The organism is Micromonospora inyonensis, from assembly GCF_900091415.1.
GTDB classification, from domain to species: domain Bacteria; phylum Actinomycetota; class Actinomycetes; order Mycobacteriales; family Micromonosporaceae; genus Micromonospora; species Micromonospora inyonensis.
Window position 1 is genome coordinate 1,016,250 of sequence record NZ_FMHU01000001.1, and the last position, 24,707, is coordinate 1,040,956.

The window sequence follows — 24,707 nt, forward strand, 5'->3', positions numbered from 1 at the left end:
CGCAGCCCAGGCGACCAGGAGCGTCAGCAGGGCCGGGATCGCCAGCGGCGACCCTCTTCGGTCGGTTTCCAGTCGGCCGAGTCCCGGCTGTCGACGGTGATCCCGAGCGCCGAACCGGCCGTGAGGGCGAGGAGGAAGAGGAGGAGCAGGAGAAATTCCATGGCGGCGCTCGCTTTCCGTGAGGTGTCCGTCGTTCCCGCCGCCGGTGCGCACCGGACCGGTCCAGTCTGCGACCGCCCAGGGATCAGGAACAGTGGCAGGGATGCCACTGCACCTCGAATTCCTGCCACCCCTGCGGTTACCCTGGTCACATGCTGCGAACCGTCGCCGTTCTCGCGCTGGACCGCGTCGCCCCGTTCGAGCTGGGTGTGCTCTGTGAGGTCTTCGGCACCGACCGGACGGCCGACGGTCTTCCCGGCTACCGGTTCGCCGTGTGCGGCGTCGACGGCGCTCCGGTGCGTACCTCGTCGGGGTTCACCCTGCTCCCGTCGGCCGACCTGGCGCCGGTCGACGACGCCGACCTGGTCGCGGTGCCGGCCCACCCCAGCGACGCGGAGGTCCCACCGGAGGTGCTGGCCGCGCTGCGTCGGGCCGCCGACCGGGGCGCGTACGTGTTCAGCGTCTGCTCCGGGGCCTTCGTGCTCGGCCAGGCCGGACTGCTCGACGGCCGCGACTGCACGACCCACTGGCGGTACGTCGACGACCTCCAGGAACGCCACCCCCTGGCCCGGGTCCGGTGCAACGCGCTCTACGTGCAGGACGGTCCGCTGCTGACCAGCGCGGGCACCGCCGCCGGCATCGACGCCTGCCTGCACCTGGTCCGGCAGGAGCACGGCTCGGCGGTGGCCACCCGGCTCGCCCGCCGGATGGTCGTCCCGCCGCACCGCGACGGCGGGCAGGCGCAGTACGTCGAGGCGCCGATCCCCAGGGCACCGGAGGCACCGACCCTGGAACCGGTGCTCACCTGGCTGATGGGGCACCTGGACCGACCGCTGACCGTGGAGGAACTGGCCGAACGCGCCGGCATGAGTGCCCGTACCTTCGCCCGGCGGTTCCGCGCCGAGACCGGCACCACCCCGCACGACTGGCTGACCAACCAGCGGGTGCTGCTGGCCCGCCGGCTGCTGGAGGAGACCCGGCTCAGCGTGGAGGCGGTGGCCGGGCAGGTTGGGTTCGGCGACGCCGCCGCGCTGCGGCACCACTTCGCCCGCCGGGTCGGGGCCACCCCGGCGGTCTACCGGGCGACCTTCCGGGACCGCGTTCTGACCAACTGAGAGCCGGCAGCGTCGGGCAGGGGCAGGTCAGGCCGGTACGAGGTGCCCGTCGCGGCGGGTGACCCGCAGTGCGCCGGGCAGGTGCACGGCCCCCTGCCCACGCCAGTCGGTGACGAGCGCGTCGAGCGCGGCGACGTGCCGGTACGACAGCGCCGCCGCCGGGGCACCCACCTCGCGAGCCCAGGCGTGCAGCACCCGGGTACGGACCGCGGGCGCGAGCCCGGCCAGCACCGCCACGACCAGCCCGCCACCGTCCGGGCGGCCCCCGGCCGCCCCGCCCGCTCCCGGACCGTCCCCGCCCGCCTCCGCGCGGGCCCCGGCGGGTCCGCCGGTCGGCACCCGGGCGGCGGCCAGCGCGTCGGCGGCGAGGTCGTCGAGGACGGCCGTGTCGGCGGCCACCAGCCGGGCCGTCCGGGCGAGGTTGTCCAGCACCCCCGGGCCGAGCGCCGCGACCAGCACCGGCAGCACGTCACTGCGGACCCGGGCCCGGGCGTACGACGGGTCGACGTTGTGCGGGTCCTCCCACGGCGTGAGCCCGAGCGCCGCACACGCCCGGCGGGTCTGCTCCCGGCTGACGTCCAGCAACGGGCGCAGCAGTGGCACCCCGGACAGGTCCCGGCGGGGTGGCATCCCGGCCAGGCCGCGTGGCCCGGCGCCCCGGGCCAGGGCGAGCAGCACCGTCTCCGCCTGGTCGTCCCTGGTGTGACCGGTGAGCAGGGCGCTCGCGCCGTACCGTCGACCAGCCTCGGCCAACGCCTGGTAGCGGGCCTCCCGCGCGGCGGCCTCCGGACCGCCGGGACGGCCCGCGACGCGCACCCGGACGGACTCCACCGGGCCGAGCCCGGTCCGTTCCGCCCACCGGGCCACGGCGGCGGCCCGTTCGGCGGAGCCGGTCTGGAGCCCGTGGTCGACGGTGACCAGCCCGGCCGCGCGCCCCAGGCGGGGTGCGACGAAGGCGGTGGCGGCGGCGAGGGCGAGCGAGTCGGCACCCCCCGAACAGGCCACCAGGACCGGACCGGAACCCGGCAGGCCCACCAGTGCCCGCCGGACGGCGACCCGGACCGCGGCTACCGCCGGCGCGAGCACGGCCACGGCCGACGGGATCAGACCGTCGGCAGCGGCCCGGCCGGACCGTGCACCCGGGCCACCCAGGCGTCGGGGTCGCCCAGTTCCTCCAGACGGGGCAGGGTCAACGGGGAGCTGAAGATCCGGTTGAAGCCGGCCATGCCGACCCGTTCGACCACGCCGTGCACGAACGTGCGGCCCTCGGCGTACTGGCGCATCTTGACCTCCACCCCGAGCAGCCGGCGGATCGCCTTCTCCAGCGGGTTGCCCGCCTCCCGGCGCCGGTTGAACCCGGCCCGGATCCGCTCCACGCTCGGGATGACCTCCGGGCCGACGCCGTCCATCACGAACTCGGCGTGCCCTTCCAGCAGGGTCATCAGCGCCGTCAACCGGTCGAGCACCGCACGCTGGGCCGGCGTCTGGACGATGTCCAGCACGCTGGCCCGGCTCTCCGGGTCCTTGATCGCGTCAGAGAGGGTGGCGATCCCCCGTCGCAACCGTTCCAGCAGGTGTTCGCCGCCCTGGGAGGCGTCGACGAAGGCCTGGACCTCGCCGAGGAAGTACGCCCGCATCCACGGCACGGCGGTGAACTGGGTGCGGTGGGTCACCTCGTGCAGGCAGACCCAGAGGCGGAAGTCGCGCGGATCGGCCTCCAGTTTCCGCTCGACCTCGACGATGTTCGGGGCGACCAGGAGCAGCTGGCCCGGGTCGGCGGAGAAGACCTCGTACTGGCCGAGCACCCGGCCGGAGAGGTAGGCCAGCACACCGCCGGCCTGCACCCCGGTCAGCCGCGACCCGATTGCCTCGGTGAGCGCGCCCGGCTGCTTGTCGCCGGAGAGTCGGCTGACCAGCGGGGTGATCACCTCACGCAGTCCGGCGATGTTGGTGGCCGCCCAGTCCCGGCGGTCCACCACCCGCACCGGTGGGTGCGTGACCTGCGCACGCAGGCCGGTGTACTCGGCCACGTGTTCGGCCGCCTCGTCGGTCAGCCGCCGCAGCTCCCCCACCACCTCGGTCGCCTCGGCGTACGAGACCCGGGGCCCCGACTTGCCCAGTGCCCCCGCGGTGGCGGCGGCCAGATCCCAGTCCACGAACTGCGCCATGCACCCCACCGTACCCGCGCCGGTACACCCCCACCCCGGCTCGCGTCGCCGCCGGCCGGGCCGGGCGACGGGAAGGTCCCCGCCGGGCGGGTGCCGCGGCGGGAACGGTCGTGGGTGGGGGCGGGGTCAGCGGCAGCCGCAGCCGGCCAGGGCCGCCCCGATCCGGTCGAGGGCCAGCCGGGTGGCGTCCGGCGTGGTCGGAGGCGTGCGGTCGGTGAGGACCGCGAAGCTGAGCAGGCGGCCGTCGGCGGTGGTGACCAGCCCGGCGATCGCGTGCACCCCGGTCAACGTCCCGGTCTTGGCCCGCACCACGCCCGCGCCGGCCCGGGTGGCCGTCGTGGCGTACCGGTCGTCGAGGGTGCCCGACCAGCCGCCCACGGGCAGGCCGCCGAAGATGCCGGCCAGCTCGGGTCGGGTGCCGTTGCCCGCGAGCGCGATCAGGTCGGTGAGCAGGGACGGGCTGATCCGGTTGGTACGCGACAACCCGCTCCCGTCGGCCAGGGCGAGTTCGTCGGCGGGCAGCCCCAGTTCGGCCGCCACCTGGTCCATCGCGGCACCCGCTCCGACGAACGACGCCGGCTGGTTACGGGCGAGGGCGACCTGGCGGGCCAGCGCCTCGGCGACCACGTTGTCACTGTCGGTGATCATGATGTCGACCAGCCGGATCAGCGGGGGCGACTCGACCCGGCCCAACTCGGTGCCGGGGGCGGGCGCCCCGGCGGGGCCGGCGCTGCCCCCACCAGGGGCCCCGCCCCGCTCGACCTTCGTCCCGGCCGGCAGGCCGAGCAGCCGGGCGAACGCCCGCCCGGCGGTGAGGTCGGGGGTGCGGTACCGCTCGGCGCCCTTGGACCCGGCGTCCGGGTCGACGCGCGCCCCGTCGGTCATCAGGGCGGTGATCGCCGCGCCGTACCCGCCGGTGGGGATGTCGGCGTCCCAACCCGGCTCGTAGACCGGGCCAGGGAAGAGCGTCGAGTCCACCGTCACCTTGGTGGGAGGTGTCCCGCCGAGGGCCTGTTTCACCTGTTCGGCGAGGACGTCCAGGCGCGCCGCCCCGGGATAGAAGCCGTTCGCGTCGATGGCGAGCGTAGGGTCGCCCCCACCGACGAGCACGACCTCACCCGGCGTCGCGCCGGCCACGGCCCGGGTGCCGATCCGGTATGCGGGGCCGCGCGCGGCCAGCACGGTCACCCCGGTGACCAGCTTGGTGACCGAGGCGGGCACGGTGCCGTCGTCCGCGCCCCGGCCGTACAGCTCCTGGCCGGTGGTGACGTCGGTGACCGAGACGTTGACCCGGCTGCCCAGGCCGGCTGCGCCGACCAGCGGGTCGAGCGCGGCCCGGACCCCCTCCGGGGTCGGGACGGGAGCGGTGCCGGACGGCAGCCCCAGCACGGGCACGGGAGCGGCCTCGGGTTCGCGGGCGTCCGCCGTCGGCCCGGCGTCCCCGCCGAGCCAGCCGGCCACCGGGCCGGGCCGGACCACGACCAGCCCGGTGCCGACGACGACCAGCAGCAGGACGGCCGCCAGCACCGTCAGCAGCGTGCGTCGCCGCCGCGGGGTGGTTGCGCCGTCCGGCGGCGGGCCCTGTGGAGCCGTCGGTGGTGCGACGGATGGGCCGGGCGGCGGGGATCCGGCCGCGGCCGGCACACCGGGGGCCACCGGGACGGCCGGGTGCGCGGAAGGGGCCGGGTCGGCGGGGCGGGCCGGGTGCACGGCAGGGGTGGTGTCGGCGGGACGGGCCGGCGGCCGGTAGACCGGGGGCGGCGGCCGCCCGGTGCCGGGGGCGTCCGCCCGGGGACGATCGTCGACCGGCGTGGGCGACACCTGCGCGGGACCGTGCGCTCCGGGTACCACCACCCGACCGGTGACCCGCTCCGGACGACCCGGAGCACGGTCGCCTCCCGGGCGGTAGTGTGAGTCTTCCCTCCCCACAGCCCCCTCCTCCCCCACGAAAAACGGCTTGGGCGACACTACTTCGGTCCGAAGACTATGCGGCGCCCGACGCCGGCGGGTGCGCATCGCCCCGTCCGGGGGTGTCACTGTTCGTTAGCCAGCGTCGGCAAACGTAGGGAGCGTGAGATGGATTTCGACGTCACGGTTGAGATCCCCAAGGGTCACCGCAACAAATACGAGGTGGACCACGCGACCGGCCGGATCCGGCTGGACCGCACGCTCTTCACGTCCACGCAGTACCCGGCGGACTACGGCTTCATCGAGGGCACCCTGGGTGAGGACGGCGACCCGCTGGACGCCCTGGTCCTGGTGCCCGAGCCGACCTTCCCGGGCTGCCTGATCCGCTGCCGCACCATCGGCATGTTCCGGATGACCGACGAGAAGGGCGGGGACGACAAGGTCCTCTGCGTGCCCTACGAGGACCCGCGTCAGGAGCACCTGCGCGACATCCACCACCTGGGCGAGTTCGACCGGCTGGAGATCCAGCACTTCTTCGAGGTCTACAAGGACCTGGAGCCGGGCAAGTCGGTCGAGGGCGCGACCTGGGTGGGACGTACCGAGGCCGAGGCGGAGATCCGGGCGTCGTACCGGCGGCACCAGGAGGCGGTGGCGCGCGGCGAGGCCACGCACTGACCGTGACCGGACGTATCCGGTGACACCGGGCCGGGGGCCGCTCAGCCGAGCAGCCCCCGGGCCCGGTCGTACAGGTCGAGCACCGCGCAGGCCACCGGCACCACCGCGACCACCAGCAGCGTGTCGGTGAGGTCGGCCGCCCGACCCAGGTACGGCGAGACCGGACGCTGCGCGTAGGTGGTGCCGGCCACCACGGTGAGCAGCGCGAGCACCACCCCGGCGGCGACCAGCGCGAGCAGGGTCACCGGGGCGGCCCGGCCCACCAGGGCGACGCCCAGCACCGCGAGGGCGGCCAGTCCGGCGGCGACGGTGGGCACCCGCTGCCGCAGCGCCACGAAGAGGCGTGCCCGCAGCAGCAGCACCGCCCCGGCGACGGCGACCAGGAGCCGGCCGGCGAGCCCTCCGGTCACGGTGAGCACGAGCGCGGCGGCGACGGTCAGCACCGCGTGCCCGAGCAGCATGCCGGTGAGCGTCTCCTCGGTGCGGGCCACCGCCGCGTGCACCCGGTCGGCGTCCGGCAGGTCGCGGACGCCGGGACGGGAACCGGTGTCCGCCCCGACCGGGAGGGTGATCGGCGGGAGCGGCACCTTGCCGAGGCGGATGGCGAGCAGGGGCAGCACGCCGACGGCGAGGACCAGGACGCTGAGCAGGACGGCGGCGGCCCCGGCGGGGGCGACGACGAAGCCGAGCAGGGCGGTGGCCGCGCCGGCCAGCCCGACCGTCGCGCCCGCGGCGAAGACCCGCAGCCGGGCCGCGACACCGAACAGGCCGAGCACCGCGGCGAGGAGCAGCGCGACCGAGCCGGTCAGCAGTTCGGGCGCGCCGAGCCAGCGCAGCGGGCCGAACGGGGACACCGGGTCGCCGGAGCTGACCAGCAGCGCAGCGGCGGCGAAGGCGTACGGCAGGGCGTACCCGCCCAGGGTGGCGCCCGCCGTGGCGTCCCCGTACGCCCGGGAGGCGACGCCGCCGGCCACCGCAAGCAGGACGGCCACCACCGCCGCGACCAGCCAGTACGCCGGGTGGTGCGGACCGCCGGAGGCGAGCGCGACCAGCCCGACGGCGAGCGGCACGCCGGCCCCGGACAGTGCGGCGACCCGGGTGGCGGCCGGTGACCAGGCGGCACCCCGACGTCGCGCCCCCTCGGCGATCACCTCCACCACGTCGTCGTACTCCAGCTCCGGCCAGTGTGCGTGGGCCGGGACGAGGTGCAGCACCTCGCCGTCGCGGACGCCCTGGGCGTGCAGGGCCTGACCGGTCGCCAGGACGGCCCCGTCGCTGCGGCGCAGCACCCAGCCGCCGTGCCGTTCACCGTCGTCGGCGAGCCCTTCACCGGCGTGCCGGAGCACCTCGGGAAGGAGTTCGGCGAGCGGCAGCTGCTCCGGCAGCGCCACGTCCAACCGTCGCTGCGGCGCGCTGATCGTGACGCGGGCGAGCCCGGTTGTCATCGACGTCTCACTCCCTGTCAGCCGGCGCACGCGGACGGCAGCACTTTACCTACCATGAGCCAGGCTCGGGTTACCGAGCGCATGGGGAGGATGAGTGTCCACTGTCGTCATCAAGCGACCGCCGCGACGCCCGGCCCCGGAGATCCCGGTCGGCGAGCTCCCGGTCGAGGCGCCCCCGGAGATCCCCGAGGTCACCGGCGGCCGGTGGCAGCAGCTGCTGATGCTCCTGCCGATGCTCGGCGGGACGGTGGCCATGGCGATGATGTTCGGCCGGGGTGGCGGGGCGTACTCGTACGTGGTCGGCGGCATGTTCGGCCTCTCCTCGCTGGCCATGCTGGTCACCTCCTGGGGCAGCGCCGCCGGCACCCCGAAGAGGTCCGAGATGATGGCCGCCCGGCGGGAGTACCTGCGCCACCTCTCCGTGCTGCGCCGCCAGGTCCGGCGCACCGCCGGCCGGCAGCGCGCGGGCCTGTACTACCGGCATCCCGACCCGACCCGGCTCTGGTCCACCGTAGACAGCCACCGGGTCTGGGAACGCCGTTCCACCGACTCGGACTTCGCGGTCGTCCGGGTCGCGGTCGGGCCGCAGACGCTGGCCACCCCGCTGCGGCCGCCCACCACCCGGCCGTTGGAGGAGCTGGAACCGATGACCGCGGGCGCGCTGCGCCGGTTCCTCGACGCGTACTCCGTGGTGCCGGACCTGCCGGTGGCCCTCTCGCTGTGCAGCTTCGCCCGGGTCCACCTGCGCGGGGACGTCGGTGATCCGGCAGTCCGGGCGACCGGCTCGCCGTCGGCGCAGGCGCTGGCCCGGGCGATGCTGGCCCAGCTCGCGGTCTTCCACGCCCCGGACGAGCTGCTCGTCGCGGTCTGCGCCGGTCCGGAGCGGCGGGCCGTCTGGGAGTGGGTCAAGTGGCTGCCGCACGCCCACCACCCCACCCGGACCGACGCGCTCGGCCCGGTGCGCCTGGTCACCAGCGCGGCAGCCGACCTGGAACACCTCCTCGGCGAGGTGCTCGGCAGCCGGTCCCGGTTCAGCCCGGCCGGACCGGCCACCGACGGGCCGCACGTGGTGGTGGTGCTCGACGGCGCCGACCTGACCGGCGCCACCCACCTCACCTCGGACGGCGGCATCGACGCGGTCACCCTGGTCGACCTGGACACCCCGCCACCGCGCCTGCTCGACCGGAGCACCCTGGCGCTGGAGGTACGTGACGGGCGGCTGCACTCGTACGCGGCCGACACGCACGCCGAGGTGGGCACCGCCGACCAGCTTCCGGCGACCGACGCCGAGGCGGTGGCCCGCCGGCTCGCCCCGCTGCGGCTGGCGGCCACGGTCAAGGGGTCGGACGCGCCGGTCCGGGTCGAGCTGGGCCTGCCCGAGCTGCTCGGGCTCGGTGACCCGGAGAACTTCTCGGTCGAGCAGGGCTGGACGCCCCGCGCCCCGCGAGACCGGCTACGGGTGCCGATCGGCGTCGGCACCGACGGCGGGTCGATCGAGCTGGACCTGAAGGAGTCCGCACAGGACGGCATGGGCCCGCACGGCCTGCTCATCGGCGCCACCGGCTCCGGCAAGTCGGAACTGCTGCGCACGCTGGTGCTGGGGCTGGCCGCGACGCACAGCTCGGAGGTGCTCAACTTCGTCCTGATCGACTTCAAGGGTGGGGCCACCTTCGCCTCGTTCGACCGGCTGCCGCACACCGCCGCCGTGATCACCAACCTGGAGGACGCGCTCCCGTTGGTGGACCGGATGGCCGACGCGCTCAACGGGGAACTGACCCGCCGCCAGGAACTGCTGCGCCGGGCCGGGAACTTCGCCAGCCTCCGGGACTACGACCGGGCCCGCGCGGCGGGGACGCCGCTCGCCCCGCTGCCGTCCCTGCTGGTGATCTGCGACGAGTTCTCCGAGCTGCTGTTCCACAAGCCGGACTTCATCGACCTGTTCGTGCAGATCGGTCGGCTGGGTCGCTCCCTCGGCGTGCACCTGCTGCTCGCCTCGCAGCGGCTGGAGGAGGGCCGGCTGCGCGGGCTGGACACCCACCTGTCGTACCGGATCGGGTTGCGGACCTTCTCCGCGTTGGAGTCCCGGACGGTGCTCGGCGTACCGGACGCGTACGAGCTGCCTCGCTCCCCCGGTCACGGTTTCCTCCGCTTCGGCACCGAACCGCTGGTCCGGTTCCGGGCCGCGTACGTCTCCGGGGCGGTCCGTCGGCGCGGTGGCGGCGCGGGTCGCGGCACCGCCGGCATGCCCCGGCTGCTCACCTTCTCCACCCACCTCGTCCCGGTGCCGGAGCCGGCCGTTCCGTCGCCCCGACCGGCCGAGGAGGAGCGGGACGACGGCGAGACCCTGCTGGACGTGCTGGTCGGCCGGATCACCGGCCAGGGCCCCCCGGCCCACCAGGTGTGGCTGCCCCCGCTGGACACCTCGCCGGCCTTGGACGACCTGCTCGGCCCGGTCGGCGTCGACCCGGCGCGGGGCCTGTCCTTCGGCAACCCGGAGCTGCACGGCGCGCTCCAGGTGCCGGTGGCCCTCGTCGACAAGCCGTACGACCAGCGTCGTGACCTGCTCTGGCTGGCGCTGGACGGCGCGGCCGGGCACGTCGCGGTGGTCGGCGCGCCGCGCAGTGGCAAGTCCGGTCTGCTGCGCACGCTGATCTGCGCGCTCGCACTTACCCACACCCCGCGGGAGGTGCAGGTGTACTGCCTGGACTTCGGTGGCGGCGGGCTGGGCCCGCTGCGCGACCTGCCGCACGTCGGCGGGGTCGCCGGGCGCGCCGAGGCGACCGCGGTGCGCCGTACCGTCGGGGAGGTCGCCGCCCTGCTGGCCGGGCGGGAGCAGCGCTTCGCCGAGCTGGGCGTGGAGTCGATGGCCGCGTACCGGCAGCGGCGGGCGGCGCTGGCCGCCGCCGGGCAGCCGGTGACCGACCCGTTCGGCGACGTCTTCCTCGTGGTGGACGGCTGGGCCACCCTGCGCGGCGAGTACGACGACCTGGAGGGACCGATCACCGACCTGGCCGGCCGGGGCCTGGCGTACGGCGTGCACGTGGTGGCGACCGCGCTGCGCTGGCTGGACTTCCGGCCGGCGATCCGGGACCTGTTCGGTTCCCGGCTGGAATTGCGCCTCGGCGACCCGTCGGACTCGGGTGTGGCCCGGCAGGCGGCGATGAACGTACCGGAGAACACCCCGGGGCGGGGCATCACCGCGGAACGGCTGCACTTCCTCGGCGCGGTGCCGCGACTGGCCGCCCCGGGCGGGGACACCGGCGACCTGGTGAAGGCGGTCGCCGCAGCGTGGGCCGGTCCGGCCGCCCCGGCGGTACGGCTGCTCCCGTCGGTGCTGTCCTATGCGGAGCTGGACCTGTCCGGGGCGACCGGGCTGCGCCTGCCGGTCGGCATCGCCGAGACGGACCTACGCCCGGTGCTGCTCGACTTCGCCGCCGAGCCGCACTTCGTGGTCTTCGGAGACGCCGAGTGCGGCAAGTCGTCGTTCCTGCGCGCGCTGGCCACGTCGATCACCCGCCGGTTCACCCCGGAGCAGGCCCGGGTGATCCTGGTCGACTACCGGCGCAGCCTGCTCGGCGCGATCGGGACCGACCACCTGATCGGCTACGGCACCGCGGCGGCCGGCACGGCCGAACTGATCGAGTCGGTCGCCGGCTACATGCAGCGCCGGATACCCGGCCCGGAGGTCACCGCCGGGCAGCTGCGGGACCGGTCCTGGTGGTCCGGGCCGGAGCTGTTCGTGCTGGTCGACGACTACGACCTGGTCGCCACCGGTCCGGCGAACCCGTTGCGGGCCCTGGAGGAGTACCTCCCGCAGGCCCGGGACGTGGGGCTGCACCTGGTGCTGGTGCGGCGCTCCGGCGGCGCGGCCCGGGCCCAGTACGAGCCGATCATCCAGCGGCTGCGGGAGCTGTCCACCGCCGGCCTGGTGATGGCCGGCAGCCCGGAGGAGGGCGCGTTGGTCGGCCCGGTCCGCCCCGGCCCGCTGCCACCGGGACGGGGTCGGCTGGTGACCCGTCGGGAGGGCGTACGGCTGGTGCAACTCGCGTACCTCCCTCCGATGTGACCACCGGGGCCGCTGATTACGGCGAAGAGGGGTCGGAGTGGACCGGGAAACGGGTAACCTCCGACCATCACGTGTCCGGTACGACGAATGGGCTGAGGGTGTGACTGCGGTGCGGCGGCGATGCGCTACCGGGGCCCGGCGGCTCGCCGGTCGTGCGCTGCTCGCCCTGGCCGCGACGACCGTCCCGCTCACCGTGGCACCCGCGCACGCCGTTCCGCTTCCACCGACCGTGCCCGCCGCGTCGGCCGGGTACGCCGCGTCGGCCGGATACGCCGCCGCGCTGCCGGCGGGCCGCGGGATCACGGCGGTCGGGACGCCGCTGCGCCCCGGGCCCGTCGTCGTCGACCCGGTCCGCGCCCCCGCCCGTACCGACCAGGTGCGTGACGACCAGTGGCAACTCGACGTGCTCGACGCGGAGAAGGCCTGGCGGACGTCCACCGGGCGTGGGGTGACCGTCGCGGTGATCGATTCCGGCGTGGACGCCACGCATCCGGACCTCGTGGGCCAGGTGCTTCCCGGGATCGACCTGGTTGCTCCGAACGGGACGGCCGAGCCGGACCCGGTGGGGCACGGGACCACGGTCGCGGCCCTGATCGCCGGCCGACGGGACGACCACCGTGGAGTGGTCGGCCTCGCGCCGGACGCGAAGGTCCTGCCGATCCGGGTGCTCGACGAGGAGAACCGCTACGACGACGCGCTGGTCGTGGCCAAGGGCGTCCGGTGGGCGGTCGACAACGGCGCACGGGTGATCAACCTGTCGCTGGGTGGGGGCGGCGACAGCGCGGCCCTGGCGGCGGCGCTGGACTACGCCTTCGCCCGCGACGTGGTGGTGATCGCCTGCACCGGCAACCTGGCAATCTCCTCCGGCACCCGGGTCTGGTACCCGGCCCGGGAGCCCGGGGTGATCGCGGTGGCTGGTCTGGAACGGGGCGTCACCGACCTCTGGTCCGGCTCGATCACCGGCCCGGAGACCGTGCTGACCGCCCCGGCGACCGGGCTGGTGGGGGCCCGGCCCGGCGGCTACTGGCGGGTGCAGGGGACCAGTTTCGCCGCTCCGCTGGTGACCGCCGCCGCCGTGCTGCTACGCGCCCGGTGGCCGCAGATGTCCGCCGGGGATGTGGTCAACCGGTTGATCACCACCGCTCGGGACCTCGGCCCCGCCGGCCGGGACGACCGGTTCGGTTTCGGCCGGATCGACCCGGTCGCCGCGCTCACCCGGGACGTCCCCACGGTGCCGCGCAACCCGCTCGACGACCACTCCTCTCCGGGCGAGGTGGGCTTCGGGCGGGCACCGGGCGCGGCCGAGACGTCCGGCACCGACGCCGACCAGCTCGGTCTCGCCGGCACCCGACGGGACGGGTGGACGGTCCGCGCGGCCGGTGACACCGAGGAGGTGGCCCCGGGACGGCTGTGGAGTGGCGTGGCCCTCGGTGTCATCCTGGTCACCGGGACCGCCCTGGCGGCCCGTCGGTTCCGTCGCCCGGAGCGTCGCGGCGGCCCACCCGACCGGTCGCCGTGATGTGATCATGACGCTGAGCCACTGTCGTGCAATCAGATCGACTTTCTGCTGAACGTTCGTTAAGTTCGCTGTTTCGGGTCTCTAGCTAGAGGAGATGCCGGTTAGCAGGCTATTTGCATCGCTGTTTATCGTGATCAGTGATCCGGGTGCCAGCGCACCGCCGACAGCGATAAGGGCCAAAGATGAGCGACAGTCACCCTCCGTACGGAGGACCGTCCGATCCGAACGCCGGGCAGCCGTGGGGACCGCCTCCGGGCCAGCCGGTCTCCGGGCAGCCGTGGGGTCAGCCACCCGGTCAGCCGATCTCGGGTCAGCCGGACCCGTACGGGTACGGTCAGCCCGGCTACCAGCAGCAGCCCGGATATCCGCCGCCGCAGTTCGCCGCCCCCGTGCAGCCGCCGAAGAAGAACCGGGGCCTGATGGTCGGCCTCGGGATCGGTGCCGCCACGGTGGCGCTGCTGGCGCTCTGCGGTGTCGGCGTCGGCGTCATCGTCGCCAACGGTGACGACGACGACCCCACTCCACCGGTGGCCGCCACCTCGGCCCCCGGCGGCAACACCGACCCGAGCGCCTCCCCGTCGACCGAGCAGACGCCCGACGACGACGCGCCGAACAACAACAACGCGGTGACCGCCCGGTACTCCAGCGACTTCGAGGCGGTCTGCGAGGGCAGCCCGATCCTCAACGCCAAGGCGTACTCGACCCCGTCCGGTTCCAAGGCGTACACCTTCTACAACTCGGTGGACCGGCCGAGCAACTGGATGCTCCGCTCCGCCGGCTACGGCAAGTCGTACTACGCCAAGAGCGACGAGTTCGACGAGGTGAGCGTCGTGGGCTGCCTGAAGTACCAGGAGGGCAGCGAGGGCACCGGCCGCAAGTGCCAGCTCAAGGACAGCTCGGACAAGATCATCACGATCGACTACGTGTCGTCCCGGTACACCCTCACCTTCTACGCGGCGAAGACCGCGCAGAAGGTCGGCGACGGCGGCACCATCAACGCGCCGGCCGTCCGTTGCCCGTCGTTCGTGACCTACAGCAAGAGCACGATGAAGGCGTACGCCTCGCCGGACACCGGCGCCATCGAGGCCGCCCTGGACAAGTTCCTGGGCTGAGCGACCCGCGCGACCCGGAGCCGGGGAGGGGTGGACCACCGCCCCTCCCCCGGCTCGGGTGACGAGGTAGGGCACTTGGTCAGGTGCAGTCGCCGGTGTCGACCGCGCGGGTCCGCTCCGCACCGGCCAACGCCACCGGGCGGGCCTCCTCGGCGGTGACCGCGAACCCGGTGTTCGGGTCGTCCGCCGCCGCCGCGAAGATCACCCCGAGCACCAGGCCGTTCGGCGCGACCAGCGGACCACCGGAGTTCCCGCTGCGCACCAGCGCGCGGATCGTGTAGACCTCCCGGGTGACGTCCCCCGAGGAGTAGATGTCCGGGCCGGTGATCCGGTCGACGTCCCGCACCCGGGCCGACTGCGCGTCGTACGGCCCGTCCAGCGGGAATCCGAGGACGATCGCGTCCGCCCCGCTGGCTGCCCGGCCGGTGGCGAACCGCATGACCGGACCGGACAGGTCCGGTACGTGGATCACCGCCAGGTCCCGATCCGGGTCGTAGACCACCACGCGACCGTCGTACCGCTTGCCGTTGCGTTCCACCGAGACGTCACGGGTGCCGGCGACCACGTGTGCGTTGGTCATCACCCGGTCCTCGGCGTAGATGAAGCCGGAGCCCTCGATCCGGCGACCGCAACTCGGCGCGGAACCCCGCACCTTGACCACCGAACGCTGGCCGTTGGCGACCACCTGGGAGCCGGCGAGCGCCGGGTCCGGGGGTGCGACCTGCCGGGCCCGGGTGGGTGCCAGGTCACCGAAGACGTCCGGGAAGCCGTTGGTGTCCACGGTGTCGCGCAGCGCGGCGGAGAAGCGTTGGGCCTGGTCCGGCATCACCCGGTCGGCCACGGTGAGCAGGGCGCTGTTGCGGACCGAGGAGGCCAGCCAGGGGAACGACGACGACCCGAGCGGAACGGCGACGAGCCAGGCCACCATGATCACCGCGAAGAGCGAGACGAATGCGCCCCCGATGTCGTCGACACGGCGGCCGACGCGGCTGGTGATCGCCGTACGCAGGTGCGAGCCGAGCCAGCCGGCGAGGGTCTGACCCAGCACCGCCAGTCCGAGCACCGCGACCAGCGCGACGATCACCCGGACGGCGCTGTCGGCGAATCGCTGCGCCAGCAGGGGACCCACCTGGAGACCGAGCAGGGCCCCGAGGAAGAAGCCGGCGAAGGAGAGCGCCCCGATGACGAACCCCTGGCGGTATCCGCTGATCGCGAACAAGAGCATGAGCAGCAGCAAAAAGAGATCAACGGCCGACACCCGTTCAGCGTACGGGCACCGGACAGCGGCGACGACGCTCGTCGCGGAAGCGGACCGCCGTGGTCAGCGACCGGCCAGCTCGTCTGCGGGGTCGGTGCCGGCGGAGGGGGCCGGGGAGGCGGAGGCGGGCGGGAGGTCGAGGACCCGGTTCCGGGGCCAGGGCCGGGCCCAGCCGCCCATCTCCAGGATGGTGGCGAGCACGCCTGCGGTGAACCCCCAGACCAGCATGCCCCGGGCGGAGAAGGCCGGACCCGTCCAGCCGCTCGGATGGCGCACCCGCATCCGGTTCTCCGGGTCGACCAGCTCGGCGACCGGAAGTCGGGCGACGTGCGCGACCTCGGCCGGCTCCCGGGGGTGCACCGGGTGCGGCCGGTGCCACCAGCCGAGGACGGGGGTGACCACGAAGTCGCTGACCGGGATCCAGAGTTTCGGCAGCTCGGCCAGGACGGTGACGGTGGCCGGGTCGAGGCCGACCTCCTCGTTCGCCTCGCGCAGCGCGGTCGCGGTGGCGTCGGCGTCGTCCGGATCGGCGGCCCCGCCGGGGAAGGCCGGCTGACCGGCGTGGTTGCGCAGGGTGGCGGCCCGTTGCAGGACGAGGACGTCCGGCCCGACGTCCGGTTCCTCGGCGAGCAGCACCAGCACCGCGCTCTGCCGCCCGCCGCTGGTCGGGGTGTGCAGCGGGGTGAAGTCCTCGGAGCGGGCCGTGCCCAGCCGGGCGAGCAGCGGATCCATCCACGGGGGAAGGGGACGGGTCATGCGGGTACGTCCAGGTCGAGGTGGCGGCGGACCACGTCGGCGAGGCGGGCGTCGTCGAGCGCGCCGGAGACGTCCTGGTGCCGGACCCGCCCCTGCGCGTCCACCAGAATGGTGATCGGCAGGACGTTCGGCGCCAGTTCCCGCTGCAACCGCTGGTCGGTGTCGACCAGGGTCGGGAAGCTGATGCCGAAGTCCTCGCCGACGGAGACCGCCCGGGGCCGGTCGTCCCGGGTGTTCACCCCGATCACGTGCACCTGCCCGGCCATCCGCTCGTGCAGACGCTGGAAGGCGGGGAGTTCCTTCCGACAGGGCGTGCACCAGGAGGCCCACAGGTTGATCACCGCTGGTCCGCGTACCGCCCGCAGGGAGACCTCGCCGCCCCCGGTGAGGCAGGCGAAGCTCAGGTCGGGCAGCCCTCGGCCCGCCCCCGACACGGTGGCCGGTGACGAACCCCCGGCGGCCGGGGCCGACGAGGTGGTGGGCGCGGCGGCCGGGGCCGACGAGGTGGCCGCCGTCGGGCCGGTCGACGCGGCGGGCGCAGCCGAGGGGGGTGCGGTCAGCGCGGCGCAGTCGGCGAAGGGTGAGTCCCCGGACGCGGCCGGCGACGCGGCGGTCCGGTCGGCCTCCCCGGCGGTGCAGCCGGTGACCGCCAGCAGCGGGGCCAGGAGAGCGGCGGCGACGCGGTGGTTCACGGCGCCTCCGCCACGACCGCCTGGGCGGGAACCAGCTCGGGGTCGACCCCGGCGGCGGCCGCCAGGTCCCGTGCCCGGGGGCCCTTGAGCAACGTGGCCGCTGCGGCCGGCTCGGTCGGTCCGGTCCCGTACGCCGGGCAGAGCTTCGTCAACGTGCAGGCACCGCAGGCGGGCTTGCGGGCATGGCAGACCCGCCGCCCGTGGAAGATCACCCGGTGCGACAGCATGGTCCAGTCGCGCTTCTCGAAGAGCGCACCGATCGCGTGCTCGATCTTGACCGGGTCGGTCTCGGTGGTGAGCCGCCAACGGTGCACCAGTCGCTGGAAGTGCGTGTCGACGGTGATCCCGGGAACCCCGAAGGCGTTGCCGAGGATGACATTGGCGGTCTTGCGGCCGATCCCGGGCAGGGTCACCAGGTCGGCCAACGTGCCGGGGACCTGCCCGTCGTGCCGCTCGACGAGGGCCTGACCCAGCTTGATCAAGGAGTCGGTCTTGTTCCGGAAGAAGCCGGTCGGCCAGATCAGCTCCTCCAGCTCGGTCCGGTCGGCGCCGGCGTAGTCCGCCGCGCTGGGATACCGGGCGAAGAGCTTCGGGGTGACCTCGTTGACCCGCTTGTCCGTGCACTGGGCGGAGAGGATCGTCGCGACGGCCAGTTCGAGCGCGGTGGAGTGGTCGAGTTCGCAGTGCGCGTCCGGGTGGGCGTCGGTGAGCGCCCGGCCGATCCGTCGGGCCCGCCGCTTCCGGCCCAGGTCGGTCTCGGACAGGCTGGGAAAGCTGGTGGTCACGCCGGCCAGCCTACGTCGCCGGGCCGACCATCCGTCCCGCCTACCCGGCGTCCGGGGCGGAGATCGTCCCGTCCGCGGCGAACCGGGCCCCGGTCTTCGGGAAGTCCTGGCCGGTGAGCGTCCGGACCAGTCCGAGACCCCGGTCGTCCGGGTCGGGGACCGGCTTGCCGAGCCCGTTCATGTACGTCGAGGCGAGCGACCCCGCCACGAACGTGCCGTCCGCCGTGAGCGACACCTTGAGCACGCCACCCCAGCCGAGCCGACCGTTGTTGCTCAGCGACTTGCCGCCCCCGGCGAAGTTGCCGAGGCTGTAGGCGATCAGCCGGCCCTGGTAGAACTCCATGGCCCGGAGCACGTGCGGGCCGTGCCCGACGATCAGGTCCGCCCCGGCGTCGATCATCGCGCGGGAGAACTTGACCGGGTCGCCCCGGTTCTCGCCGAGGAACATCTCCGTGCCCGGCTTCACCCGGGTCTTGTCCGACCCCTCGCCGCCCATGTGCACCTGCACGACGACCAGGTCGGCCATGGTCGCCGCCTTCTGCACCACCTTCTCGGCGGCGTCGATGTCGACCAGGCTGTTCGACCAGACGTACGACGAGAAGCCGGCGACGGCGACCTTGACGCCCTTGACGTCGACCACGGTGATCTGGTCGGGCGCGCCGGTATGCTTCAGGTCGTACTTCTCCAGCGCCTTCTGGGTGTTCTCGTAGCCGGCCGGGCCGTAGTCGTACCCGTGGTTGTTGGCCTGGTTGAGCAGGTGGAACCCGGCATCCTTGAGGTGCGCGGCGTACTCCGGCGGGGCCCGGAACTGGAAGCAGCGGGTGGAGTTCGCCCCGCACTTGCCGGTCCCGGTGTCGACGGTCAGCGGCTCCTCCAGGTTGCCCATCACCAGGTCGGCCTCGAGCGCGGTCCTGACGCCGTCGAAGAAGCCCTTGCCACCGTTGGGGGGCAGCCGGCCCGGCGCGTTGCCCATGATGATGTCGCCGGTGGCGGAGAGCGAGATGACGTTCTCCTCCTCCGCCGGGGGCGCGCTCGGGCTCGCCGGAGCCGGTGCGGCGGTGCGCTCCTCCGGCGACTGCCAGGCCGGGCTCTCCGCGGCCGAATCGCATCCGGCGGCGACCAGCAGGACGAGGAGCGCACCCAGCGCGGCCGCGCGGCGGCGTGGGCGGCGGGCGTCTGAGGAGGCGGCGGCGTACATCGTCCGGGACCCTACCGGTCGGCAGCGCTGCCGGGGATGGCCGATCGGGTGAAAAGCACCGATCCGGGGGACTCCTCCAGGCGTAGCCGGTCCGACCACGGCACCACCTCGTGGGCGCCACCGGCCAGCACGGCCGCGTGCACCGCGCGGGCGAGCGGGGCACCCCAACGGGAGCGGGGTCCGCCGTAGGGATCGACCGGGCCGTCCGTGGGACAGAGCACCGTCACCGCGTCGGTCGGGGTGCCGGTGGCCGGCAGTCCCAGTTCGACGATCGCCTGGGTCTTCGCCTCGGTCGCGGTGGCCACGGCGTTGACCAGCGCGGCGTCGCCGAGCCGGACGGGCACCAGGGCCACGATGTTGACCGTGCCGACCGGTTCCACGGCGGCCGGGATCGCCGGGGCGGCGGCCTGGACCGGGGTGCCCAGCCCGACCGTCGCCCAGACCCGGACCCCACCGTCGGCGCGGGCCACCACCTCGGCGACGTCGACGCCGGTCAGCAGGCCGACGCCGGGTCCGTCGAGGTCGAGCTGGCGGGCCAGGCCGGCAAGGTGGTCGGCCGGGTCGTCCCGGTGGTACGTCATCGGCACGGTCGCGTTGACCACCCAGTGCCGTACCCCGATCCCTCCGCCGAGCGGGGCGGACGTGATCGCGTACAACGGCCGGTGGGTGCGCCAGCACAGCAGTGGCACGTCCCGGCCGTCCTCGGGCCGGCTGGTCAGGAAGGGCTCGCTCAACACGCCGGTGACCCTACGACCGGCACCCGGCGGAGCGCTCCCCCCGGGTCGAATCGGTGGATCATGGGCGTTGATCAGGCCCATCTCGTTCCGTCCAACGATCAACTTCCAGGGGTGCGCCTCTGACAACGGCTCACGTGCGCCTAGACTGGCGTCGCGCGCGGGATCAGCGGACGGCGGACCCAGCCGACGGACGGCACGCGCAGGCGGAGGTGCGCGATGGACGAGGTACTGGCCCGTAGTGGGATCTTCCAGGGCGTCGACCCGGAGGCGGCCGAGGCGCTCGCCAAGGAGATGGAGACTATCGAGGTCCGCAAGGGCGAGGTGGTCTTCAACGAGGGCGAGCCCGGCGACAGCCTTTACATCCTGCTTTCCGGCAAAATCAAGGTGGGGCGGCGGGCCGCGGACGGCCGACAGAACCTCATCGCGGTGATGGGTCCGTCGGACATGGTCGGCGAGTTGTCGCTCTTCGACCCGGGTCCGCGTACGGCCACGGCCACCGCGGTCACCGACACCCGGCTGGTCCGGCTGCGCAAGCAGGCGCTGCGGCCGTGGCTGAACAACCGACCCGAGATCGCCGAGCAGCTCCTCCGGGTGCTGGCCCGTCGGCTCCGGCGGACGAACGACTCGCTGGCCGACCTGATCTTCACCGACGTGCCCGGCCGGGTCGCCAAGAACCTGCTCCAGATGGCCGGCCGGTTCGGCACCCGCGACGGCGGCGTGCTGCGGGTGACGCACGACCTCACCCAGGAGGAGATCGCGCAGCTCGTCGGCGCATCCCGGGAGACGGTCAACAAGGCGCTGGCCGACTTCGCGTCCCGGGGCTGGCTGCGCCTGGACGGCAAGAGCATCATCATCCTCGACCCGGAGCGGCTCGCCCGCCGGGCACGCGTCTGACCCAGGTCTTCCGGGAGGGCCCCTCGGTGGGCCCTCCCGATTCCTTCGCGACGACGAGGCGGTGACCGTCTTCGGCCCCCGCGACGGCCGCTGACAGCAGCGGCTCCCGGCCGCCACCCGCCGCGCTCCACCCACCGGGCCTCCGTCCCCGCACGCCCGTCGGCCGAACGCTGGTGACCAAAAAAGTCAGGCTTGACTGTTTGTTTCTCGGACGGCAGGCTGGCGACGTGCCCGCCCCACCGAGCCGCGTCCCGCAGCAGGAGCGCAGCCGTGCCACCCGCGCGCGGCTACTGGAGGCGACCGTCGACTGCCTGGTGGAGTACGGCTGGTCCGGCACCACGACCACGGTGGTCGCCGCCCGCGCCGGGGTCTCCCGGGGCGCCCAACTGCACCACTACCCCACCCGGGCGGCCCTGGTCACCGCAGCCGTGGTCCACCTGGCCGAGCGTCGCGCGGCGGAACTGCGCGCCGAGGCCGAGGCGCTGCCGGCCGGCCCCCGGCGGTTCGACCGGGTGATCGACATGCTCGCCGCCGCCTTCACCGGTCCGCTCTTCGTCGCCGCCCTCGAACTCTGGGTGGCCGCCCGCACCGACCCGGAGCTACGCGCGGCCCTGGTGCCGTTGGAGGCCCGGGTCGGGCGGGAGATGCACCGGCTCACCGTGGCGCTGCTCGACGCCGACGAACGGCGTCCCGGGGTCCGCGAGGCGGTGCAGGCCACTCTCGACCTGCTCCGGGGACTCGGGGTGGCCAACCTGCTCACCGACGACTCGGCCCGCCGCACCGCCCTGCTGAACACCTGGAAACGCCAGCTCGCCACCCTGCTCACCCCGTGACCGGAGGCAACCATGGTCGTCCTGTCGGACCTGCCCGTTCGTCCCGCGACGGTGGTCGCGTGATCCGGATCGGCAACGCCTCGGGCTTCTACGGTGATCGGTCCACCGCCTGGCGGGAGATGCTCGACGGCGGCGAACTCGACGTGCTCACCGGCGACTACCTCGCCGAGCTGTCCATGTTGATCCTCGGCCGGGACCGGCTGCGCGACTCCTCCCTCGGCTACGCGAAGACGTTCCTCACGCAGCTGGAGGGCATCCTCGGCACCGCGCTGGAGCGGGGCGTACGGATCGTGACCAACGCCGGGGGCGTCAATCCCGCCGGGCTGGCCGCCGCGATCGGGACGCTCGCCGACCGCCTCGGTCTCACCGTCCGGGTCGGACACGTCGAGGGCGACGCCCTGGCACGGCCGGACGCGCTCACCGCGAACGCGTACCTGGGCGCGTTCGGCATCGCGGCCTGCCTGGAGGCGGGCGCGGACGTGGTGGTCACCGGGCGGGTCACCGACGCCTCCCTGGTGGTCGGTCCGGGCATCGCCCGGTTCGGGTGGCGGCGGGACGACCTCGACGCCCTCGCCGGGGCCACCGTCGCCGGGCACCTGATCGAGTGCGGGGCGCAGGTGACCGGCGGGAACTTCAGCTTCTTCACCGAGCTGCCGGACGGCGGACGGCGTCCCGGCTTCCCCGTCGTCGAGCTGCACCCGGACGGCTCGTCGGTGATCACCAAGCACCCGGGCACCGGCGGGGCGGTCACCGTGGAGACGGTCACCGCACAACTCCTCTACGAGATCGGCGGGCCGGACTACCTCGGGCCGGACGTGGTGACCCGGCTCGACACGGTGACCCTGCACCAGGATGGTCCCGACCGGGTACGGGTCAGCGGCACCCGGGGCACCCCGCCGCCGGCCACCCTGAAGGTGGGCGTCAACAACCTCGGCGGATTCCGCAACTCGATGACCTTCGTCCTCTGCGGACTGGACGTCCCGGCCAAGGCGGCGCTGGTCCGCGAGCAGATCGAGGCGGCGGTCGGGCCGGCGGGGCTGGAGTTCCGGCTCGCCCGCACCGACCACGTCGACGCGGACGACACGGAGACGGCGAGCGCGCTGCTGCACGTCCACCTGCGGGACGGCGACCGGGCGCGGGCCGGGCGGGCCTTCTCGGCCGCCGCGGTGGAACTGGCCCTCGCCTCCTACCCGGGCTGCACGCTGACCACCCTGCCCGGCGACGCGACGCCGTACGGGGTGTTCACCTCCGACACGGTGCCGCAGGACGCGGTCGCCCACGTCGCCGTGCTCCCCACGGGTGAACGCGTGCCGATCCCGCCCCCACCGCTGACGTGTGAGCAGGGGCCCCCGGCAGCGCACAAATCACCTGTAGGGGTCCCTTCCTACCACCTCAGGCGGGGGGCACTCGGAAAGCTGGTGGGGGCACGCTCGGGCGACAAGGGCGGTGACGCGAACCTCGGGGTCTGGGCGCGCTCCGAGCCGGCGTACGCCTGGCTGCGCGGCTGGCTGACCGTCGAACGCCTCGGCGAGTTGCTGCCGGAGACCGCCGGGCTGACCGTCGAGCGGTACGAGCTGCCCGACCTGCGCGCGGTGAACTTCGTGATCCGGGGCCTGCTCGGCCAGGGGGTGGCCGCCTCCACCCGGTTCGACCCCCAGGCCAAGGCGCTCGGTGAGCTGCTCCGGGCCCGGATCGTGGACCTGCCGGCGGAGCTGCTGCCGGCCGAGGGGACGACACGGTCGGCACCGCCGGATGTCCGTGGCGGGGCGGAGGACCGGCGGTGACCACGTTGCGCAGCACCGTCGATCCCACCTCGGCAGTCCACCGGGCCAACCGGGAGGCCCTGCTGTCCCGGCTGGCCGAGCTGGACGAGGCGCTGGACGCCGCCCGGGCCGGCGGCGGTGAGAAGTACGTCGCCCGGCACCACCGGCGCGGCAAACTCCTGCCCCGGGAGCGGATCGAGCTGCTGCTCGACCCGGACAGCCCGTTCCTGGAGCTGTCGCCGGTGGCCGCGTACGGCACGGACTTCCCGGTCGGGGCGAGCGTGGTGACCGGCATCGGGGTGGTCGAGGGGGTGGAGTGCCTGATCCTCGCCAACGACCCGACGGTACGCGGTGGCGCGGTCAACCCGTGGTCGTTGCGGAAGACCCGGCGGGCCGGGGAGATCGCGCTGGCCAACCGGCTGCCGATGGTGAACCTGGTCGAGTCGGCCGGGGCCGACCTGCCCACCCAGGCGGAGATCTTCATCCCGGGCGGTCGGGTGTTCCGGGACCTGACCCGGCTCAGCGCCGCGAAGATCCCCACGGTCAGCGTGGTCTTCGGCAACGCCACCGCCGGTGGGGCGTACATCCCGGGCATGTCCGACCAGACGATCATGGTCCGGGACCGGTCGCAGGTCTACCTGGCCGGGCCGCCACTGGTGAAGATGGCCACCGGCGAGGACGCCGACGACGAGTCGCTGGGCGGGGCGGTGATGCACGCCACCCGTTCCGGGCTGGCCGACTTCCTCGCCGCCGACGAGCGGGACGCCATCCGGCTGGCCCGGCGGTGCGTACGCCGGCTCAACTGGCGCAAGCAGGGCCCACCGCCCCGCACCCCGCACCCCGCACCACCCCGGTACGACCCGGAGGAGCTGCTCGGCATCGTCAGCGCCGACCTGAAGGTGCCGTTCGACCCGCGTGAGGTCCTCGCACGGATGCTGGACGGCAGCGAGTTCGACGAGTTCAAGCCGGCCTACGGCACCGCGCTGGTCACCGGCTGGGGCGAGCTGCACGGGTACCCGGTCGGCGTGCTGGCCAACGCCCGGGGCGTGCTGTTCAGCGAGGAGGCGCAGAAGGCGGCCCAGTTCATCCAGCTCGCCAACGCCACCGACACCCCGCTGGTCTTCCTCCAGAACACCACCGGCTACATGGTCGGCACCGAGTACGAGCAGCGCGGCATCATCAAGCACGGCGCGCTGATGATCAATGCGGTGTCGAACTCGACCGTGCCGCACCTGACGGTCAACCTGGGCGCGTCCTACGGCGCGGGGAACTACGGCATGTGCGGGCGGGCGTACGAACCACGGTTCCTGTTCACCTGGCCGAACGCGCGCTCGGCGGTGATGGGACCGGCCCAGCTGGCCGGGGTGCTGTCCATCGTGGCCCGGCAGGCCGCCGAGGCCCGGGGACGCGAGTACGACGAGGACTCCGACACCGCGATGCGGATGATGGTCGAGCAGCAGATCGAGTCGCAGTCCGGGGCGCTGTTCCTCTCCGGCCGGCTCTACGACGACGGGGTCATCGACCCCCGGGACACCCGTACCGTCCTCGGTCTCTGCCTGTCGGCGGTGCACGGCGCACCGGTACGGGGCGCGGACGGCTTCGGCGTCTTCCGGTTGTGACTCCG

General features: G+C 74.0%; 20 protein-coding genes. 9 read left to right on the plus strand and 11 right to left on the minus strand.

Features of this window, described 5'->3' with window-relative positions:
- Positions 1-23: 23 nt before the first annotated feature.
- Positions 24-161: a hypothetical protein gene (locus GA0074694_RS31385; protein ID WP_176737774.1), complete on the minus strand. Its 138-nt coding sequence runs from the start codon at positions 159-161 to the stop codon at positions 24-26.
- Between the two features lie 150 nt (positions 162-311).
- Here GA0074694_RS31385 and GA0074694_RS04565 point away from each other — a divergent pair, with 150 nt between their 5' ends.
- A complete protein-coding gene (locus GA0074694_RS04565) occupies positions 312-1,274 on the plus strand; it encodes a GlxA family transcriptional regulator (protein WP_091452899.1) in 963 nt (320 codons plus the stop codon).
- Positions 1,275-1,301: 27 nt separating this feature from the next.
- On the opposite strand, the gene tilS is transcribed toward GA0074694_RS04565, so the two are convergent.
- The 3 genes from tilS to dacB all read right to left on the minus strand — a co-directional run bounded on the left by tilS (position 1,302) and on the right by dacB (position 4,969).
- Positions 1,302-2,366 carry a tRNA lysidine(34) synthetase TilS gene (gene tilS, locus GA0074694_RS04570; RefSeq protein ID WP_091452902.1) on the minus strand — a complete coding sequence of 355 codons (1,065 nt, stop codon included), beginning with the start codon at positions 2,364-2,366 and terminating at the stop codon, positions 1,302-1,304.
- An 11-nt stretch (positions 2,367-2,377) separates the two neighbouring features.
- Positions 2,378-3,442 carry a zinc-dependent metalloprotease gene (locus GA0074694_RS04575; RefSeq protein ID WP_091452905.1) on the minus strand — a complete coding sequence of 355 codons (1,065 nt, stop codon included), beginning with the start codon at positions 3,440-3,442 and terminating at the stop codon, positions 2,378-2,380.
- A 126-nt stretch (positions 3,443-3,568) separates the two neighbouring features.
- Positions 3,569-4,969, minus strand: coding sequence for a D-alanyl-D-alanine carboxypeptidase/D-alanyl-D-alanine endopeptidase (gene dacB, locus GA0074694_RS04580; RefSeq protein ID WP_425413603.1), 1,401 nt, complete (start codon positions 4,967-4,969; stop codon positions 3,569-3,571).
- A gap of 549 nt (positions 4,970-5,518) precedes the next feature.
- On the opposite strand from dacB, the gene GA0074694_RS04585 reads away from it, so the two are divergent.
- A complete protein-coding gene (locus tag GA0074694_RS04585; protein ID WP_088981731.1) occupies positions 5,519-6,025 on the plus strand; it encodes an inorganic diphosphatase in 507 nt (168 codons plus the stop codon).
- Between the two features lie 41 nt (positions 6,026-6,066).
- Here the strand turns inward: GA0074694_RS04585 and eccD are convergent, their stop codons facing one another.
- Complete coding sequence (gene eccD, locus GA0074694_RS04590; protein WP_091452912.1) at positions 6,067-7,470, minus strand: type VII secretion integral membrane protein EccD; 1,404 nt, start codon at positions 7,468-7,470, stop codon at positions 6,067-6,069.
- Positions 7,471-7,564: 94 nt separating this feature from the next.
- Here eccD and eccCa point away from each other — a divergent pair, with 94 nt between their 5' ends.
- From eccCa to GA0074694_RS04605, 3 genes are all read left to right on the plus strand, one after another.
- The gene (gene eccCa, locus GA0074694_RS04595) at positions 7,565-11,536 is read left to right on the plus strand and encodes a type VII secretion protein EccCa (RefSeq protein WP_091452915.1); all 3,972 of its coding nucleotides are present in this window, start codon (positions 7,565-7,567) and stop codon (positions 11,534-11,536) included.
- Between the two features lie 100 nt (positions 11,537-11,636).
- On the plus strand, positions 11,637-13,055 hold the full coding sequence (gene mycP / locus GA0074694_RS04600; RefSeq protein WP_091452920.1) for a type VII secretion-associated serine protease mycosin: 1,419 nt from the start codon (positions 11,637-11,639) through the stop codon (positions 13,053-13,055).
- Between the two features lie 182 nt (positions 13,056-13,237).
- Positions 13,238-14,167 carry a hypothetical protein gene (locus GA0074694_RS04605; RefSeq protein WP_091452923.1) on the plus strand — a complete coding sequence of 310 codons (930 nt, stop codon included), beginning with the start codon at positions 13,238-13,240 and terminating at the stop codon, positions 14,165-14,167.
- A gap of 79 nt (positions 14,168-14,246) precedes the next feature.
- Here GA0074694_RS04605 and GA0074694_RS04610 read toward each other — a convergent pair whose 3' ends face one another.
- From GA0074694_RS04610 to GA0074694_RS04635, 6 genes are all read right to left on the minus strand, one after another.
- Positions 14,247-15,425 (minus strand): MarP family serine protease, encoded by a 1,179-nt coding sequence (locus GA0074694_RS04610; protein ID WP_091452927.1) that lies wholly within the window; start codon positions 15,423-15,425, stop codon positions 14,247-14,249.
- Positions 15,426-15,488: 63 nt separating this feature from the next.
- Positions 15,489-16,181, minus strand: coding sequence for an NUDIX hydrolase (locus GA0074694_RS04615; protein ID WP_091452930.1), 693 nt, complete (start codon positions 16,179-16,181; stop codon positions 15,489-15,491).
- Positions 16,178-16,873 carry a TlpA family protein disulfide reductase gene (locus GA0074694_RS04620; RefSeq protein WP_091452933.1) on the minus strand — a complete coding sequence of 232 codons (696 nt, stop codon included), beginning with the start codon at positions 16,871-16,873 and terminating at the stop codon, positions 16,178-16,180. The genes GA0074694_RS04615 and GA0074694_RS04620 overlap by 4 nt, the downstream gene beginning before the upstream one ends.
- Positions 16,870-17,658 (minus strand): endonuclease III, encoded by a 789-nt coding sequence (gene nth, locus GA0074694_RS04625; RefSeq protein ID WP_091452937.1) that lies wholly within the window; start codon positions 17,656-17,658, stop codon positions 16,870-16,872. The genes GA0074694_RS04620 and nth overlap by 4 nt, the downstream gene beginning before the upstream one ends.
- Before the next feature lie 40 nt (positions 17,659-17,698).
- Positions 17,699-18,856 carry a CapA family protein gene (locus tag GA0074694_RS04630; protein WP_091452940.1) on the minus strand — a complete coding sequence of 386 codons (1,158 nt, stop codon included), beginning with the start codon at positions 18,854-18,856 and terminating at the stop codon, positions 17,699-17,701.
- Between the two features lie 11 nt (positions 18,857-18,867).
- Positions 18,868-19,593: an adenosylcobinamide amidohydrolase gene (locus GA0074694_RS04635; protein WP_091452943.1), complete on the minus strand. Its 726-nt coding sequence runs from the start codon at positions 19,591-19,593 to the stop codon at positions 18,868-18,870.
- 216 nt (positions 19,594-19,809) lie between these two features.
- Between GA0074694_RS04635 and GA0074694_RS04640 the strand changes: the two genes are divergently transcribed.
- From GA0074694_RS04640 to GA0074694_RS04655, 4 genes are all read left to right on the plus strand, one after another.
- Positions 19,810-20,487, plus strand: coding sequence for a Crp/Fnr family transcriptional regulator (locus GA0074694_RS04640; protein ID WP_007073398.1), 678 nt, complete (start codon positions 19,810-19,812; stop codon positions 20,485-20,487).
- A 227-nt stretch (positions 20,488-20,714) separates the two neighbouring features.
- Positions 20,715-21,320: a TetR/AcrR family transcriptional regulator gene (locus GA0074694_RS04645; protein WP_091452947.1), complete on the plus strand. Its 606-nt coding sequence runs from the start codon at positions 20,715-20,717 to the stop codon at positions 21,318-21,320.
- A gap of 119 nt (positions 21,321-21,439) precedes the next feature.
- Positions 21,440-23,104: an acyclic terpene utilization AtuA family protein gene (locus GA0074694_RS04650; protein ID WP_245714714.1), complete on the plus strand. Its 1,665-nt coding sequence runs from the start codon at positions 21,440-21,442 to the stop codon at positions 23,102-23,104.
- Entirely contained in the window at positions 23,101-24,702 is a 1,602-nt protein-coding gene (locus GA0074694_RS04655) for an acyl-CoA carboxylase subunit beta (RefSeq protein ID WP_091452954.1), read from the plus strand. The genes GA0074694_RS04650 and GA0074694_RS04655 overlap by 4 nt, the downstream gene beginning before the upstream one ends.
- Positions 24,703-24,707 lie beyond the last annotated feature (5 nt).

What these genes read in the sequence shown, in the direction of transcription:
- GA0074694_RS31385 (WP_176737774.1), bottom strand. Translation starts at nt 161, where the DNA reads ATGGAATTTCTCCTGCTCCTCCTCTTCCTCCTCGCCCTCACGGCCGGT.
- GA0074694_RS04565 (WP_091452899.1), top strand. Translation starts at nt 312, where the DNA reads ATGCTGCGAACCGTCGCCGTTCTCGCGCTGGACCGCGTCGCCCCGTTC.
- GA0074694_RS04575 (WP_091452905.1), bottom strand. Translation starts at nt 3,442, where the DNA reads ATGGCGCAGTTCGTGGACTGGGATCTGGCCGCCGCCACCGCGGGGGCA.
- GA0074694_RS04585 (WP_088981731.1), top strand. Translation starts at nt 5,519, where the DNA reads ATGGATTTCGACGTCACGGTTGAGATCCCCAAGGGTCACCGCAACAAA.
- eccD (WP_091452912.1), bottom strand. Translation starts at nt 7,470, where the DNA reads ATGACAACCGGGCTCGCCCGCGTCACGATCAGCGCGCCGCAGCGACGG.
- GA0074694_RS04605 (WP_091452923.1), top strand. Translation starts at nt 13,238, where the DNA reads ATGAGCGACAGTCACCCTCCGTACGGAGGACCGTCCGATCCGAACGCC.
- GA0074694_RS04615 (WP_091452930.1), bottom strand. Translation starts at nt 16,181, where the DNA reads ATGACCCGTCCCCTTCCCCCGTGGATGGATCCGCTGCTCGCCCGGCTG.
- GA0074694_RS04630 (WP_091452940.1), bottom strand. Translation starts at nt 18,856, where the DNA reads ATGTACGCCGCCGCCTCCTCAGACGCCCGCCGCCCACGCCGCCGCGCG.
- GA0074694_RS04640 (WP_007073398.1), top strand. Translation starts at nt 19,810, where the DNA reads ATGGACGAGGTACTGGCCCGTAGTGGGATCTTCCAGGGCGTCGACCCG.
- GA0074694_RS04650 (WP_245714714.1), top strand. Translation starts at nt 21,440, where the DNA reads ATGCTCGACGGCGGCGAACTCGACGTGCTCACCGGCGACTACCTCGCC.